Below are 16,287 nucleotides of genomic sequence, written 5' to 3'. Positions count from 1 at the left end.
ATTAACCTCCCTTCACTTCTAGCAATTCACCTACCTGTTGTCCTTCTTTAAGGTAATGGCTTCCAGCCACAATAATTTTGTCTTGTTGGCGTAAGTCGCCCGATACACACACTTGCTGTTGAGTTTGGTTAACAATGTCGATGGCAACACTTTTAACTTGCTGCTGCTCGACACGGTAAATTTTGGCTCTAGAACCATCTAGCAATAAAGCTGAATGAGGCAGGCAGAAGCGAGTTTGCTGAGAGGCATCTTGAGCCAGCGCCAACTGAATAGACTTACCTGGGTAGATGTCTTTAGTGGCTTGATTAAGTGTGAAGGTTACGGTGTAGGTTTGCTTGACTAAATCTGGCACCGTGGCAATTTCTGTTAACTCAGCTGGCAAGCTTTGATCTTGGTTATGCCAAGTGATTTGGGCATTCTGACCAAGTTTAAAGTTGGCAATTTGATTCTCTGGTACATCAATAACCGCTTCTAACTGCTCAGGTTTATGTAAGGTAAATACACGTAGCGCCGGTACCGCTTGTTCAAAGTTTTCTACAAAACGTTGAGCAATTACACCATCAAACGGGGCGCGAAGCTCGGTATAACGCAGGGCATCTTTAGCGCGTTGAATATTTTGATTTACCACTTCTACCATGGCGTCGGCACGTTGCTTACCGCTTAAAGCTCGGTTTAAGTTTACCGGAGCAATGGCGTTGTCTCTGGTGGCTCGTTCTACACGCTGGTACTCATTGTGTGCCAAGGTTTGCGCGGCAGTCGCTTCGGCGAGTTTTGCCTGTAGCTCCAGTAAGCTTACTTGATAGTCATGTGGGTCTAGGCGGGCGAGTAGCTGGCCTTTAGTTACCGATTCGCCGCTAGAAACCAGCACTTCTTCTATTGTGCCCGGCACACGAAAGGCCAGTTTTGAACTGGTGCTAGAGCTTAACACTCCACTGTAGTGTTGATTTTCCAGCAGGGTAGCTGCGCTAAGGTTAATAACTTTAACCGGACGCAACTTGGTGTGAATGGTTTCTGCTGGTTGTTCGTTACTACAAGCGCTAAGTAATGTTGCGCTTAACGCTATAGCGATATAGGAGTGTTTCATAGCTTGCCCCGAAAGATAAATTTAGAGCGTGCATAGTAAACACTTTAATTGTGGCTATCTGCTAGCAATAGAGAACATGTGTGTCACGAATTTCGTGACAATTAGATGTAGGTTGGGATCCGCGAAATAATATGCTCTAGAAGTAAACGCGCAGCATGCGTTAAACCATTACGGCTTGGATAAACCATCCAAGCGTCTTCGGCGGGTGATAAGTACTCTGGCATTAAGTGACATACGCTACCATTTTCGAGCATCGGGTAAGCCAAAATATAGGGCAGTAAGGCAACTCCTAAATCGGCTTCTACCGCTTGAGCAATATGGGTATAGTTATTACTAATGTGATGATGGTTTACTTCTATGTCTTGGTTAGAAAATTGCCAGCGGTTTTCCAATTTTTGATCGTGACGGCGATACACAATACAACTGTGCTGTAATAAGTCTTGCGGTGTTTTGGGGGTATTGTGGGCTTTTAAGTAAGCAGGGCTAGCCACCACTATTTTAGTAAAACCACCAAGCTTTCTTGCCACAAAACTTGAGTCGGTTAAATCTCCAATGTACATCGCCATATCAAGGCCGTGTTCAAATAACCCTTGGTAACTTTCGTTAGAGTAACGTACTTCAATATCAATATCGGGGTAGCGTTTTTTAAACGACTTTGTAATGTCGATAAGATAATAATCGCTCCCCACGTTTACCCCTACTTTAACCTGACCTGTAGGTGTAGACGTATGGCTTTGCAAGGCGCTGTTTGCGTCGATTAAGCGGCGCATTATATCTTGCACACTTTCGTAGTATTGCTGGCCTTGGTTGGTTAAATTTAACTTACGCGTAGTCCGAACAAATAAGCGGGTATTAAGGCCTTGTTCTAATTCGTTGATGCGTCGGCTTACGTTGGCGCGAGGCAAGTCTAATGAGTGAGCAGCGGCGCTAAAACTACCTGATTCAACCACTTTGATAAATAACGACAAGTCTTCAACACGCATAATCTCATTGTCTCCAAATTAGATACAAACTAGCTGCAGCCTAACAACATTTCTCACCAATTCAAGTGTTAGCTGCAAAGTAAGCTTGAGTTATTTCTAGGTATTTAAGCGTCTAATAAGAGGCTGTTTAGCTATTCACCTATTAGCTAGGCTTTAAGCTGCGAGTTTAAGGTTTTTCTAAAGGCTGTTTAAAGTGTGTCCATCAACTTAAAGACATCTACAGGACATATTATGAAAAAAACACTGTTAGCCCTAAGCATTGTAAGCCTTTCAACGGTGGCTATGGCCGAAGACAACGTAGCCAATGGCGATGTTAACTACGGAGACCCAACAGCCACGTTTAGTTCGGTAGGTGTGTCTCGCTCTAGCGACCGTACCCAGTTAAACAGCACCTTTGGTTGGGGGGCTGGCAACATGATTTTTGCTGACCTTGGAGCGGGCGACAAAAAAGATGCTGAAGGTAAAATCGATTATGACTACCGTCTTCGTTACTTCAAAGTGAACGACGGTTTAGGGTACTCGGTAGATGTAATGGGTGACAGAAACACCACTACCGCCATGGCAGGGGGAATGTACAAGTTTGATGTTACTAACAACATTTCGCTATTTCCTATGCTGTACGGTGGTTATATGAGCAGCAAAGTAGAAATGCAAACCGACGACGGTAAAGAAAAGTTTAAAGACTCTACCTTGGTACAAGCAGGTTTGTATGCAATGTATGCGTTTGACGACGGCCACTGGTTATATGCAAACCCTAAAGCTACGTACATTACTCGTGCTAAAGACTATGTTCCGCAAATTGAAGTGGGTGGCGGTTACATGGTGTTAGACAACGTATCGGTAGGGTTTAAAGTAGAGCATACCGCAGACAGTAAAGTGTCTAAAAAAGATACCGTAACGTGGTTGCAAGCCAGTATGTATTTTTAGTGATGAGTATGGCTTAAGTTCAGTAGTGTTTAGCGCTGCTGAGTTTAAGCCTTACATCTACATTTGGCGCGAGTACTACGGTAGAAAGAGCAGTTAGCTAAAGCCAAAAAAAGCAAGGTGATTCCCTCTTTCCCCAAAGGATTATATTCTTTCATGTTGATATTTTTGTTAATTTCGGAGCTAGGCAACTGATGTAACTTAAGAAAGGTGATAGCCTTTGTATTATAAATACGTGAAAGAGGAAAGGTTCCTTGTTTGAACAAGGAAGTTTTCCTTTTAATAAGTTGTTAGCTTTCAATCATAGTAAGGAATTTCGTGAAGATAGATATACACGTTCATACTAGAAAAACTAAACAGGGAGATGCACCAACTAGAGAGGTATCCGCTGAAAAGTTTTCTAAGATCGTTCAATCAACAGATGTGAAGATCATAGCTATCACGAATCACAATGTTTTTGATTTAGAACAGTTCAATCAAATGGAAGAAGGTCTTGATGGTGCTGTTCAAATTTGGCCCGGTATCGAGTTAGACGTTGTTGATGAAGAGAAAAGATCCCACCTTATTGTGATTGTTTCACCTAAAAAGAAAGTTGAATTTTCAGGAATAATAAATGACCTTACAAAAGGGAAGTCCGCGGATGAATTTACGATTTCTCTTGAGCAAACAGTAGAGTTTTTTGAAAATCTTGAGCCATTATATGTGGCGCATTATTTGGGCAAAAAGCCAGACATGAGTGAAGAAAGTATTGAGAAACTCTTATCCTTGGGGGTAAACACTAAACGAGTGATTAAAGAAGCTACAAATAGTATATCAGCAGGAATATTTATATCCCACGGGCACACATCTATTTATGGCTCTGATATTCAAGATTGGGATAAGTACACTGAAGAAGTAGTCAAACTACCTGAATTGAGATTATCGGTAGATAGTTTTGAACATTTTTGCTTGCTCCTCGAAAAAGATGTACCGGCTATAGATACAGCTATAGAACGTAAGCATTCTGAGGTTTTAACGCTTCAACCTTTCGAAGATGAAACAAAGGTTAAAATTCGAGCCTTTAATGATATTAATATTATCTTTGGCCCTAAAGGAACTGGCAAAACCAAAATTCTTGAAGCTATCGCTAAACAATATTCTAATCGTGGAATAAAGGCTTCTGTATTCGAATCTGCACCGGACAAGTTAGCTGACAGATTCGATATTAAAGGAAAGAACATTGAGGAATCTGTAAATTTACAAGTTATAGATACCTGTCTCGATGAAATTATCCGCATTAGAAAAGCTAAAGAGTCAGACATTACAAGCCTTTATAAATACCGTGAATTTTTTAATTCAGAAAACAAAAACAAAAACGCGAAAAAAATGAAGATTAAAGATCTTCCCAAGCTTCTTTCAGAAAATTCCGACAGCAAGTTTAATGAGTACATAAAAGCACATAGTCAAGTGCAAGATATGGTGAGCTTTTTAAAAACTAATTCTCCAGTAGATGAAGTGACGACAGATGAAGAGCGCAAAAGCCTAATATCTAATTTGAATTCACTTTCATCAAAATTAAAAAGCGGCTCTTGGGAGCTATTTTCTGAATGGAAGAGTGCAAAACTAACTGATAGCGCATCGCAATGTTTTCGAAACGAAGTTACACGTAAAACAGGGGAAAGAAGTAAGCCAAGTGATACAGGTTTTAAAACATTTGCTACTAATAGATTGAACATCGGTCGGGATGCGGAAAAAATTATTGAAAATATCAATAAAAGCATTCAGGACAAGGTAGAAAACGTTGGTGTTCTTGGCCCTGACAAAGGCCTGCTAAAATGTGCAACTAGCTTTCAGTTTCAGAATGGTAACATACATGAGTCTAAATACTTATCAATGAGAAGCATGCGAAAACAAGACCAAAAAGAATTTGTTCGAGTTATGCGTTCCATAAATGATAAAGCTACATCAGATGATTTATTTGACTCGGTTACTGAGTTAAATGCAATTGTAGATATTGATAAAATATCAAGTCTTTCTGATTTGTTACTATTTTGGAGGCGGTTCACCTTATCGGGCGAAGATTACTCGCCTTCAAATGGTGAATGTTCGATGCTTAATTTACATAGTGAATTAGCAGAGGATAAAGAAATCTATCTACTAGATGAACCTGAGAGAAGTCTTGGTAATGAGTATATTAATGATGTCATCATCCCATTAATAAATGACAAGGCAATACAAGGGAAAATGGTTTTTATATCGACTCATGATGCTAACGTCGCAGTCAGGACATTGCCTTACAACTCTATCTATAGATGTCATGATAAAGATGGATACGCTACGTATACTGGAAATCCATTTTCAAATAGTTTGATATGTTTAGAAAATACCGAAAAAACTTTAGATTGGAAAAAAATTAGCATGAAAACTCTTGAAGGTGGGCAGGATGCATTTGGTGAAAGAGGGAAGATTTATGGAAATAATTGAAGCAGAACTGGTTAAGAATGAAGATGAGTACTCCATTGATATTCTAGAAGAACCTAAAATATCTATCCCTATATCAAGTGATGATCCTAATGCTGTCAAATCTGCATTTAACTGTTTAATCGAACGATTGAAAAAAGGAGTGTTTTCAATCAGTTTAAAAGATACTGACAAAGATCTGTTTTATCATGTGGCAAAAGAATATCTTGAGCAATTAAATGGTGAACTGCTAGATGTTCATCAAGAGATGGAACAGTACGGATTTGTAGAGGTTGTTGCACAAGAAAGCTATTAAGGCCTTTAAGCGGAACGAAAAACGTTGGCTTTTATTCGTTCCTCACAAATTCTAGCCAACAATTTTTGTCCGCTTAAGGCTGCGCTACTTTTCGACTAACTTGTTTGCTAACACGAACAAAAAGCCCTCAACAATGAGGGCTTTTTGCAATCCCTTTCTTGTTTAGCTTTTAGAAAAAGTAGGCCATGTTTACTTGTACAAAGCTGTCTTTGCTAAAGGCGTAGGTTGGGTCTTCAAGGTCATCAGCGTCGATGTACCAAAGATCTAGCTCGCCTTTCCAGTTTTCGCCAAAGCGGCGGCTGGCTTCTAGGGTGACTACGTTGGTGTTGTAGTCGAGGTCTATCGCGCCACCTAACAAAAACTCGGTACTTTGTGCGTCGTTTAATACTAAGCGAGCGCCTAGGTAGAGATCGTTTTGAAAGGTTGAGGTGGCCTCTTTGCCGTCACTATTCCAGTTGTATTCGGTAAGTAGCCCTAAATCGGCAATGCTGTCGAATAAACCTACTAGGGTATATTCGTAACCACCTACGGCTGCGGTGTAACTGTTACTGCTGGTATTGCGATATAAGCCTTCAAACTTCCATAACCAATCGCCAATGGTGGCTTGTAGATCTACGCCAAGTTGGTCCATTTGCTCATAGTAAGGGGTAAGTTTAGTGCCGTCGGCGCTAGCAATAAGCAGTGGGTCGCGGTTGGTGCCACGAAAGTAGGCGGTGCCTACGTCCCAGTCGCCAAAGGTTTGCGCCCAGCGCAGGGCTAGATCAACATGTTTGTCTTTAGCGCCCGATTCATACTGAGCGTTATCTTGGTCTACCGGTAATGGCGGGCGAAAGCGGCCATCTACGCCGGCAAAGGTTCGCTCTCTAAAGCCCGGTAAAATGAATACATCCCAAATGCCGGAGTCTTGATAGGTATTAAAGTGCAGCATGGGTTGGCCAAGCTTTTCGTCACCATCGGGCGATTCGATAAAGTCGGTTTGGTTTATCACATCTACCAAGTGTTGGGTTTCGGTTACGCCCCAAAACACTTTGGCGATGCCAATTTCGAGCTCGTATTCGTCGGCTAGGTGTAGCCATTTAAGCTCGCGAATGTCGGCGTGAGTGCGCTCAGAGTCCATGGAATCGGCCCGTGCAAAGGGCGTAAAGGTGATGCTGTCGATGCCATCGTTCCACTCCCAGTAAAGCTCGGGCTCGGCACTTATCGAGCCTTGGTGTTGCTGGTCTTGGCCCGGAAAAGCACCTTGCTCGAAAAAGCCACGATATTGCACAGCCACATTGCCGCGCAGCTCCATAGCTGCGCTGTTTGTGCTTAATAAGGCTAGGCTTAGCGCTGTTGCAAGCGCAGAGTTAGTCGCTCTCATTAGCGGGCTCGCTTAAGCTTGTTCTTGTTGAAGTCTGATTCTTTTACGCCGGTTTTAAACTGATAATTATTCCAAAACATCTCGGTCTTTTTATCGGTTTGGTGGTTCACCATCAGCATTTTAGAAGGACGCCAATGTTTGTCGGCATACACTTGGTAATCACTCATGGTGAGACTTTTAAGTAGCTGACCTTTACGGTCGTAAAACTCTACTTTGTGTACGCGGTAGGCTTCTTTGTCCATCCAAGTAATTTGCTTGGTATAACCTGAGTACTTATCTACCGGAACGTTTTGCACTACATAGCTGTCGAAGCCGGCAATGGTTTCGTCGCGCAGGTAGGTGTAGGTATATTTTTCTACTTCAAATGAGCTTAGATCTTCAAAGGCAAACTCACTGCCCATGTAAGGGCCCGATTTGTTGCGTGAACCAATGCGTTTTACCCGTTTTAACGCAGGTAGGTATAACCATTGCTCGTCTGGCTCTAGGGCGTGAGAAAAGCTTAAAAAGGCGGTGCCTTTTACGTCGGCTGGGTGGTCAAACACACTTAAGGCTTTGTCGCCGTCGCCTTCCACTTCTAAAGATTGAATGCGAATAGAGCGGGTGCTTTTATCGCCTTGCGCGTTGTACAGCACCATTTCTGTATCGGCTTTAGAGTCTACCCAACCTAAATCAAAGGCTTTGCGCTCTTGAGCGATGCGTAAGCCTTTTTCTTCTGCGGTTTCTGCTAATGCTTGTTGGCTAAACAACAGGCTAATACAGATAACTGCGGCACGATTAAGCCACATACTAAGCGGTTTTTTGTTGAAGTGCTGCTGCATTTTCTGCTCCCTTTGCACGGTCAAAACTAATCAAGAGTAATGGTAGTAGTAAGAAATCGATGATTAAGGCTACGGCAATAATAATAGAAGTAAGTAGCCCCATATTGGAGTTAATAGTAAAGGTTGAACCAATTAATACTGAGAAGCCAACTACCAATACCGCGGTGGTAATAGCCAGTGCTTTGCCTACGGTTACAAAGGCGTAGCGCACTGCGTCTTCGGCAGATTTACCTTGCTTGCGGGCATATTGGTACTTGGTAAGGAAGTGTACGGTGTCGTCGACCACAATGCCTAAGGTAACGCTAATAACAATCGACAAACCAAGGTTTATGTTGCCATCGATTAGTGCCCAAATACCAAAGCCAATGCCTGCTGGTACTAGGTTAGGTAGCAAGCTAATAAAGGTGAGCCGCAGTGAACGTAGCGAAATACCAATTAACACCGAGATAAGCACCAGTGCCCAAAATGCACCTTTGAGGGCTTGCGGCATATTGCGCTCGCCAATGTGAGCAAACATTAAGTTAGGGCTGGCGGCGATTACTCGGTACTCGGGCGCATTTTGTTGCCACCAATCTAAGGAGCGTTGCTCTAGCGCTATCATGCCGATAGAGCCCATATTTTTGGTGGTAATGGTTAAGCGTGTTGCCGATTTATCTACATTGATTTGGTTATTTAAATCTAAGCCGTAGGGCAAACTCATTTCATACATTAATAAATACTGGGCAGAGAGTTCGCGCTCTTCGGGCACTAGGTAATAGCTTGGGTCGTCGCCATGCATGTTTTTGTTTAAACGACGCATAATGTCGGAGATGCTATTTACGTTGTCGATCTCTGGTTGTTGGCGTAACCAAGCGCTAAAGTCAGCCACTTTTTGCATGTAGTGAGGCTGGTTAATGCCGCTGCTTTCGCCACTTCTTATTTCATAAGAAATGGTGGTAATCCCGGATATATTTTCCTCCATAAAGTCTGTGGATTGACGAAAGTCCACCTGCTTGCTGAAGTACTCCGTAGCCACGTCGTTTAGCTGGTTGCGCGGGATCATGGCCAAGAAGCCAATAATCATAACTACCGTAACCGGCATTAACCACTTGCGAGAATCAATCACGAAGTTTGCTAAGCGGTCGTAGTTTGAGCGGCTGCTAATGCTCGGCGTTTGTTTAATGGGCAGAATGTTAAGCAGAGCAGGCAATATGGTAAGTGCATACACATAGGCCAGCATTACACCCACCGCCACAATGGTGCCTAAGGCTTGAAACGGCGGTGAATCTGAGAAGTTTAAGGTTAAGAAACCAATCGCGGTGGTGGCACTAGTAAGGAAGATAGCGCGGTTGTTTATTTTTAAACTAAAGGCGAGGGCTTCTTTTTTAGATTTACCTTGGCGCATCTCGTAGAGCATTGAGGCGATAACGTGCACACAATCGGCCACTGCTAAGGTCATCACCATGGTGGGCACATTTACCGTAACGGTATTGAGTGCAAAACCCATCCAACCGGCCATGCCCATGGTGCTGGCAATAGTCACTACAATCACCACTAGGGTAGCTAGCATGCCTAATACCGAGCGCAGCAAAATGGCTAGCATTACTAAAATTAGCAAGAACATTAGCGGCACTAAAGTGGACATGTCTTTTTGGCTTTGCTCAATGAAGCTGTTGTTCATCATGATCATGCCAGAGAGCAAGATTTTATGTTCTGGGTAGGCTTGCTGATACTTGGCTTGTAGCTCACGTACAAATTGCGAGGTTTTAGGTACCTCGGCCTGCATATCATCTTCAGAGATGGTGATGGTTGCAGCCACTACTGCTACGCGACCATCTAGGCTAATTAAACGGTTTTCTAGTAGTTGTTCACTTAGGCTAACTTGCTCAATTTTAGATACTTTTTCAGCATCTAACATATCTAGCTCTAGCAATAAGTCTTCTACCCAAAGGTCATCTTCTACGGCTTCGGTATGTTGAAAGTTGGTGATGGAGTCGACCCGTGTAGAGTTGGGAATAAGCCAAGAGTCGTCGGTAAGCTCTTTAATGAGAGTGAGAGATTGCGGGTTGAATACATCGCCTTCGTTGGGAGAGATAACAAAGGTGACCGAATCGGTTTTATTAAACACCTTTTGCATGCTTTCAAATTCTTGCAGCTGAGGGTTGTCCTCACCAAAGAAAATGCGGTAATCGCCTACAAAGGTAAGAAAGCGTCCGCCAGAGCTCATTGCTACAACGGCTAACATTAATAACATGAGTGTTAGCCAAGGTCTGGCAATCACTTGATTAAAAAATTTCTTTTCCATAGCCCTGTCCTTTACCAATTGCACCATTCAATTGGTTAGAGTGAATTATGACGATTTGTCTAAAATTGACGAATCGTCACTTCCTTTGCTTAAAAAAACCGCAGTAATCGGCGGCTTTAATTGAATCTAAATGCGTGCGTTTATTATTCCACTTAACAACAGTAGAACAACTTGGCACTTTTACTCTTAGAACTTACAAATCTTTATTCGCTAATTGCTGGTTTGCGTAAAGCGCTTAATACAGCGTTTCGTTTTGCTCCAGCATGGCCAACTCTTTGGCATATAGCTCTTGGCCTATTCGCTGCCAAGTGGCTAAGTAATCTTGTTGATTAGACAAGGGTTTCCAATTTAACCCGTCACACAACAAATTTACGTTGTATAGCAATGCGTATTGGCTGTCGAAGCCAGCAGAGCAAAACTTGCTGGATTTATGTACCACTGCGCTGCTTAGCGCATTGGTGCCAAAGGCCATCGACCAAGCGGCAAATGTAGCGGCATTGGCATCTACATTTTGGCTGGCTGGTATGTCACCTAAAGCAACAGCTTCTTCAATCAACTTAACCGCAATACCGACAATTTTGTTTTCGTGTTCACTTACGCTGGTACTGCGAATACTCGAGGTTTTCTCCATGATGTTAGGTGTTTTCATACTTAACACTACCATCGACAGAGTGGGGTAAAGACGATTAAACAAACGGTAGCCATAGGCCATTGCAATCATCTTCTCTCGAGTGCTACCAGCAAAATCATTAATCCGTTGGTATAGCTCTATTTGTAAACGCATAGAGCGACAGCATAAAGCACACAATACATCTTCTTTACAGGCAAAGTGGTTATACACGGTGCCTTTTGAATACTGCGAACGCTGGGTGATTTTATCCATTGTTAGGCCAGCAAAGCCGGTTTCAGCCATCAGCTCTAAGGCAATATCGAGCAACAACTCTTCACGGTTAGCAATTTCTTGGGCTTTTCTGGTTTTGGTATTCATTTGTTCTCGTTATTGACACTTCGTCACAATGTGACGATTCGTCAAGTTATACGCCTTGATAAAAAATTGTTCAAGTTTTATTTGTATTTGATATTTCTCTTTTGGTGCTTAATTTAGCTTAAGCGCCTGTTTGTTTAGCCAATGACGGCTTGCAAAATTGCCACAAAAACCTGAACAGCTGATCAAAGTGTAAGTAAATACTGAGCTTAAGGACAAGTTGCAACACTAAGTCAGTTGAGCAATAGCTAAAAATGTTGGGCTTTTAGGTGTAAACCTTACTTGTATATTGCTTGTACAACCTAGGTGAGTGAAAAGTTTTTGCGATGTGTCAATTTAATGTGGTTATTGTCTGTGATTATGGTGTTTCATCCTATAAGGTTACGCCTTCGCCAATTATATAGCTTCACTAAAGGACCATAAGAAGCATGAAACAACAATCAAACAACAGCATATTACAATTTATTACCCAAGGCAGTTTAGTGCTGCAGATCCTTATCGGTATTATCGCCGGTAGCATTTTGGCCGTTTTAGCACCTAGTGCGGCTACGTCTATTGGCATGTTAGGTAGCCTTTTTGTTGGCGCTTTAAAAGCCGTAGCACCGGTATTGGTTTTTGTGTTGGTGGCGGCTTCGGTAGCTAGCCATAAACGTGGCCAAAATACTCAGCTTCGTCCGATTATCTATTTATATTTATTTGGTACTTTTGCCGCGTCGTTAACGGCGGTAGCCATGAGCTTTATGTTCCCTACTGAGTTAGTGCTAGTGAGCACCGAAACCTCGGCTAATCCTCCGCAAGGCATTGGCGAGGTATTACATACTCTGTTGTTTAAAGTGGTAGATAACCCGATTAGCGCCATTATGAATGGCAACTACATTGGCATTTTAGCGTGGGCAATTGGTTTAGGTATTGCCATGCATAGCGCATCTGACACCACCAAAACCTTGTTTAATGACGTGGCTGCGGGCGTATCAAGCATTGTGCGTTTTGTTATTCGTTTAGCCCCAATTGGTATTTTTGGCTTGGTGGCAAACACTATTGCGCAAACCGGCTTCTCGGTATTGCTAGGCTACAGCCAACTATTGTTGGTACTCATTGGCTCTATGTTATTAATTGCCTTGGTGATGAACCCAATTTTGGTGTTCTACAAAATCCGTCGTAACCCTTACCCGTTGGTATTTAAGTGTTTACGTGAAAGTGGCGTTACCGCCTTCTTCACTCGCAGCTCAGCGGCTAATATTCCTGTAAACATGGATCTAGCTCGACGCTTAAAATTGGATGAAGATACTTACTCGGTGTCTATCCCACTTGGTGCCACTATTAACATGGCTGGTGCTGCAATTACCATTACCGTGTTATCGCTAGCGGCTGTGCATACCTTAGGTATTCAAGTCGATTTTGCTACGGCATTGTTACTGAGCGTAGTAGCGGCGGTGTCTGCTTGTGGTGCCTCGGGTGTTGCTGGTGGGTCGTTATTGCTTATTCCATTAGCGTGTAGCTTATTTGGAGTATCTAACGATGTGGCCATGCAAGTGGTTGCTGTAGGCTTTATTATCGGCGTATTGCAAGACTCTGCCGAAACGGCATTAAACAGCTCTACCGATGTATTGTTTACTGCTGCATGCTGTAAGGCTGCAGAGGAAAAAGCTTAAGCGCTATTTATGCGTAAAGGCTAACATCGTCAGTTAATTGTTTAGTAAAAAGGATGGCTTAGGCCATCCTTTTTTATTTGCTGAATATGCTGGAATTAATCAGGGAATTGGGATGCCCTGATATCGAGGGGAGTGGGCATCCCAATATTACTTAACATCATTGAGCTATATTTTTGTTGCCGCTTTACGTTTCGCTTGTTCGTATTCGGCTCTTGCTTTACTGCGCTCCCAAATTGGTCGTAGTAAAGGACTAAATAATACAAGCGCGGCGATGCTAATAAAGGTTAGAGTGAGCGGTCGTTCCCACAAAAAGCTCAGTTCGCCATCGCCAATCAGCAGTGCTCGGCGCAGGTTGTCTTCTAACATTCCGCCAAGAATAAAGCCCAGCAACATGGGCGCCATAGGGAAGCTAAGTAAGCGCAAACCCAAGGCCGCCATACACACCGCCACCATTATCATGATGTCCATGCTGTTGAAAGATACTAAGTACACGCCGGTGATAGAAAACAGCAAAATCATCGGTATGAGGTAAGGTCTCGGTATATTCAATAACTTGGCTAAGTAGGGGATGAGTGGCAAGTTAAGAATAAGCAGTATCACGTTACCAAAGTACATAGAGATGATGATTGACCAGAATAAATCTGGGTGCTCAATGTACATTCTAGGCCCTGGCTGAATCCCGTAAGCAATCAGCGCACCGAGTAATACTGCAGTTGTGCCCGAACCTGGAATACCCAGTGTTAACAGTGGCACAAACGAGCCCGTTGAGGCTGCGTTATTAGCCGACTCTGGCGCGGCGAGCCCTTTGAGTGAACCTTCGCCAAATTGTTTTTTATCTTCTGGTTTGGCTAAGTTACGCTCTACACCATAGGCTAGAAACGACGCGATAGTTGCGCCAGCACCGGGCAATACGCCCACAAAAAAGCCTAAGAAAGAGGAGCGTAAAGTAGGCGCGGCCACGCTTTTTACTTCTTCTTTAGTGAGCTTAAGGCTACCCAGCTCCGACATCATTTTTTGCTCAGTGGCACTGTTGTTTGGGTTTTCAGGTTTAAGCACCGACATTAACGTTTCGGCTAAGGCAAAAGTTGCCATGGCCAGTAGCAAGAAGCTGAAACCGTCGATGAGATCTAGCTGACCAAAGGTGAAGCGCTCTACGCCCTCACTTCTATCGGTACCTACTGTAGCGAGCATTAAACCGAGAATCGTCATCATAATCGCTTTAAGCACTTGGCCTTTGCCCGAGAATGCAGCCACCGCCGACAAGCCCAATACCATGAGTGCGAAGTAGTCTGCGCTTTGAAAACTTAAAGATACTGAGGCTAACGCAGGCGCGGCAATCAGCAGCATTATTGCGCCTAGAGTACCGCCCGTGAACGAAGCGTAAGCCGCCACCGCTAGCGCTTTACCTGCTTGGCCTTTTTTAGCCAATGGGTTGCCATCAAAAGCGGTGACCACAGTTGCGCTACAACCCGGCGCATTGATTAAAATGGAAGACGAAGAAGCGCCAAAAATGGCCCCGTAGTAGACACCCGCCATCAAAATTAAACCCGAAGAAGGCTCTAAGCTATAAGTGAGCGGGATCATCAAGGCAATAGCTGTAATGGGGCCGAGGCCTGGCAACATGCCAATAAAGGTGCCGACTAAGCAACCCACCACTACCATCATCAGATTCATTGGCATTACTGCGGTGCCAAGCCCTGCTAAAATTCCGTCTAACATCGTTTACTCCTTGATTCGCTTACGCTCAGCCATTAAACCAGTGCCATAGCTGCCCAGGTTCTAAATAAATATCTAATATTTGGGTTAATAGCGCCCAAAACACTAGGGTGAAGATCACGGCTATTGCGGCAGCCTTCTTGTGTTTGGTTTCGCCCATAATGCGAAAGCTGACCACCAGAAAAATAATGGTGGCTAATACAAAACCCAACCAATTCACCAGTAGTCCATAAGCGAACATGGCCGCCAGCAGCTTAGCCACAGGTTGCCAAACTAAATGCTTAATACTGGCTCGAAAATCTGCCCCACCAGTGATTACCAAAATTACCGAACATATCACCCCGCTCAGCGCTAAAAACTGAGGCAAAGTACGCGGGGTGAAGGGCTCATACTCAGCGCCGGGGAATAGCGCTATGTCGTAGCTAAAGTAGCCATAAAACAAAGAGAACAGCAGAAAAATGAGGCCGCCAATTCGTTGATTGCTAATTTGCATTGTTAGCTCCAAGTTTGAAAAATACCGGTGCCGAACTCGACACCGGTGCTTAGCCTATTACTGCGGTAAGCAAAGAAAGCAGCAAGGGAGTTGCTGGCTTATGAAATTATAAGAAACCAAGTTCTTTCATCAGGCTGCCTACGGTTTTCTCTTGTTGTTCTAAGAAACCGAAGAACTGGCCGTAAGGCACAAAGTTGTTTACCCAACCATTACGTGAGCGCACGGTTTCCCATTCGCCAGTGGCGTACATCTCTTTTAGCATGTCGGAAAACTTTTCAGCTTGCGCTTCACTGGTGCCAGGAGCGGCAAAGAAGCCACGCCAGTTAGCAAATACCGTATCGTTGCCCATTTCTTTTAGGGTAGGCACTTCTGGCGCGTCTTTTACCCGTTTCTCAGCGGTAATGGCTAGAATGCGTACTTGGTCATTTTTGGCCATATCAAGCGCTTCGCCCAAACCGGTTGATAACAGCGCCGTTTCACCAGAGAGCAAACCTGCCATAGCTTTACCGCCAGCGTCGTAAGCAACGTAGCGAAGCTTCATGGGATCTAAGCCTTCGTTTTTAATGGCTGCAGCTGCTATTAGGTGGTCTAAGCTACCTCGGGCGCTACCACCTGCTACTTTTACTTTGTTGGGGTTCTCTTTGAAGTCGGCAACAATTTGGTCCCAGTGAGTATATTTTGAATCTTTGCGAACAATCAGCGCACCGTAATCTGCAATGGTGGCAGCAATGGGGGTTAAATCGCGAAATGATTGTGGGAATACCCCGGTTAGTGAGCGCACCACGATCGGCGTGGAATTCACCATTAAGGTATGTTCTTGGGTTTTAGCGGTTTCGATTAAATGGGCAATCGCTTTGCCGCCACCGCCGCCGCTCATGTTTTGATAAGACACTTTATCGATAATGCCAGATTTCATTAAAGCTTCACCGGTACCACGTGCTGTGCCATCCCAGCCACCACCGGCACCGCCGGGAATAAGAAAGTGAACTTCATCTGCTTGTACGGCACCACTTAGGCCGGTGGCCAATACAGCGGCCCCTATTAATGTTTTTACCAACTTAATCTTGGCTAACATGCTTGCTCTCCTTGTTGCATAGGGTTTCCAGCGTTGCTGGAAGTGATAGTTGCCAAAACTGAAAACGGCTTGCTGGCAAATAATGTTGAATTAATGTTAATCAATCGCTGCCATTTGGGAATGAAAGCCAAGTAATGGCTTTAAAGTCCATATTGGTG

General features: G+C 43.7%; 13 protein-coding genes. 4 read left to right on the top strand and 9 right to left on the bottom strand.

Annotated elements, in window-relative coordinates; translation table 11 throughout:
* Position 1: 1 nt before the first annotated feature.
* Together FFR00_RS03850 and FFR00_RS03845 are read right to left on the bottom strand one after the other, a co-directional pair.
* The gene (locus FFR00_RS03850; RefSeq protein ID WP_137672054.1) at positions 2 to 1,084 is read right to left on the bottom strand and encodes an efflux RND transporter periplasmic adaptor subunit; all 1,083 of its coding nucleotides are present in this window, start codon (positions 1,082 to 1,084) and stop codon (positions 2 to 4) included.
* 101 nt (positions 1,085 to 1,185) lie between these two features.
* Positions 1,186 to 2,067 (bottom strand): LysR family transcriptional regulator, encoded by an 882-nt coding sequence (locus FFR00_RS03845; protein WP_137672053.1) that lies wholly within the window; start codon positions 2,065 to 2,067, stop codon positions 1,186 to 1,188.
* A gap of 231 nt (positions 2,068 to 2,298) precedes the next feature.
* Between FFR00_RS03845 and FFR00_RS03840 the strand changes: the two genes are divergently transcribed.
* From FFR00_RS03840 to FFR00_RS03830, 3 genes are all read left to right on the top strand, one after another.
* The gene (locus FFR00_RS03840; RefSeq protein WP_137672052.1) at positions 2,299 to 2,994 is read left to right on the top strand and encodes a hypothetical protein; all 696 of its coding nucleotides are present in this window, start codon (positions 2,299 to 2,301) and stop codon (positions 2,992 to 2,994) included.
* A 315-nt stretch (positions 2,995 to 3,309) separates the two neighbouring features.
* The gene (locus FFR00_RS03835) at positions 3,310 to 5,454 is read left to right on the top strand and encodes a hypothetical protein (RefSeq protein WP_137672051.1); all 2,145 of its coding nucleotides are present in this window, start codon (positions 3,310 to 3,312) and stop codon (positions 5,452 to 5,454) included.
* Positions 5,441 to 5,746 (top strand): hypothetical protein, encoded by a 306-nt coding sequence (locus FFR00_RS03830; RefSeq protein WP_201798688.1) that lies wholly within the window; start codon positions 5,441 to 5,443, stop codon positions 5,744 to 5,746. The genes FFR00_RS03835 and FFR00_RS03830 overlap by 14 nt, the downstream gene beginning before the upstream one ends.
* Positions 5,747 to 5,915: 169 nt before the next feature.
* On the opposite strand, the gene FFR00_RS03825 is transcribed toward FFR00_RS03830, so the two are convergent.
* The 4 genes from FFR00_RS03825 to FFR00_RS03810 all read right to left on the bottom strand — a co-directional run bounded on the left by FFR00_RS03825 (position 5,916) and on the right by FFR00_RS03810 (position 11,196).
* Positions 5,916 to 7,106, bottom strand: coding sequence for a hypothetical protein (locus FFR00_RS03825; protein ID WP_235836153.1), 1,191 nt, complete (start codon positions 7,104 to 7,106; stop codon positions 5,916 to 5,918).
* Positions 7,106 to 7,924, bottom strand: a complete 819-nt coding sequence (locus FFR00_RS03820) for an outer membrane lipoprotein-sorting protein (RefSeq protein ID WP_137672050.1) — start codon at positions 7,922 to 7,924, stop codon at positions 7,106 to 7,108. Before FFR00_RS03820 ends, FFR00_RS03825 begins: the two co-directional genes overlap by 1 nt.
* Positions 7,893 to 10,208, bottom strand: a complete 2,316-nt coding sequence (locus FFR00_RS03815; RefSeq protein WP_137672049.1) for an RND family transporter — start codon at positions 10,206 to 10,208, stop codon at positions 7,893 to 7,895. The genes FFR00_RS03820 and FFR00_RS03815 overlap by 32 nt, the downstream gene beginning before the upstream one ends.
* A gap of 235 nt (positions 10,209 to 10,443) precedes the next feature.
* Positions 10,444 to 11,196, bottom strand: coding sequence for a TetR/AcrR family transcriptional regulator (locus FFR00_RS03810; protein WP_137672048.1), 753 nt, complete (start codon positions 11,194 to 11,196; stop codon positions 10,444 to 10,446).
* A gap of 425 nt (positions 11,197 to 11,621) precedes the next feature.
* On the opposite strand from FFR00_RS03810, the gene sstT reads away from it, so the two are divergent.
* Entirely contained in the window at positions 11,622 to 12,845 is a 1,224-nt protein-coding gene (gene sstT / locus FFR00_RS03805) for a serine/threonine transporter SstT (RefSeq protein WP_137672047.1), read from the top strand.
* Positions 12,846 to 13,010: 165 nt separating this feature from the next.
* Here the strand turns inward: sstT and FFR00_RS03800 are convergent, their stop codons facing one another.
* From FFR00_RS03800 to FFR00_RS03790, 3 genes are all read right to left on the bottom strand, one after another.
* Positions 13,011 to 14,564, bottom strand: a complete 1,554-nt coding sequence (locus FFR00_RS03800) for a tripartite tricarboxylate transporter permease (protein WP_137672046.1) — start codon at positions 14,562 to 14,564, stop codon at positions 13,011 to 13,013.
* A gap of 25 nt (positions 14,565 to 14,589) precedes the next feature.
* Positions 14,590 to 15,054 carry a tripartite tricarboxylate transporter TctB family protein gene (locus FFR00_RS03795; RefSeq protein ID WP_137672045.1) on the bottom strand — a complete coding sequence of 155 codons (465 nt, stop codon included), beginning with the start codon at positions 15,052 to 15,054 and terminating at the stop codon, positions 14,590 to 14,592.
* 106 nt (positions 15,055 to 15,160) lie between these two features.
* Positions 15,161 to 16,129 carry a tripartite tricarboxylate transporter substrate binding protein gene (locus tag FFR00_RS03790; RefSeq protein ID WP_137672044.1) on the bottom strand — a complete coding sequence of 323 codons (969 nt, stop codon included), beginning with the start codon at positions 16,127 to 16,129 and terminating at the stop codon, positions 15,161 to 15,163.
* Between the last annotated feature and the right edge of the window lie 158 nt (positions 16,130 to 16,287).

The organism is Agarivorans sp. Toyoura001, from assembly GCF_005405585.1.
Lineage (GTDB): Bacteria > Pseudomonadota > Gammaproteobacteria > Enterobacterales > Celerinatantimonadaceae > Agarivorans.
Note: the sequence above shows the minus strand (reverse complement) of the source record. Positions and strands in the feature narration are given on the sequence as shown.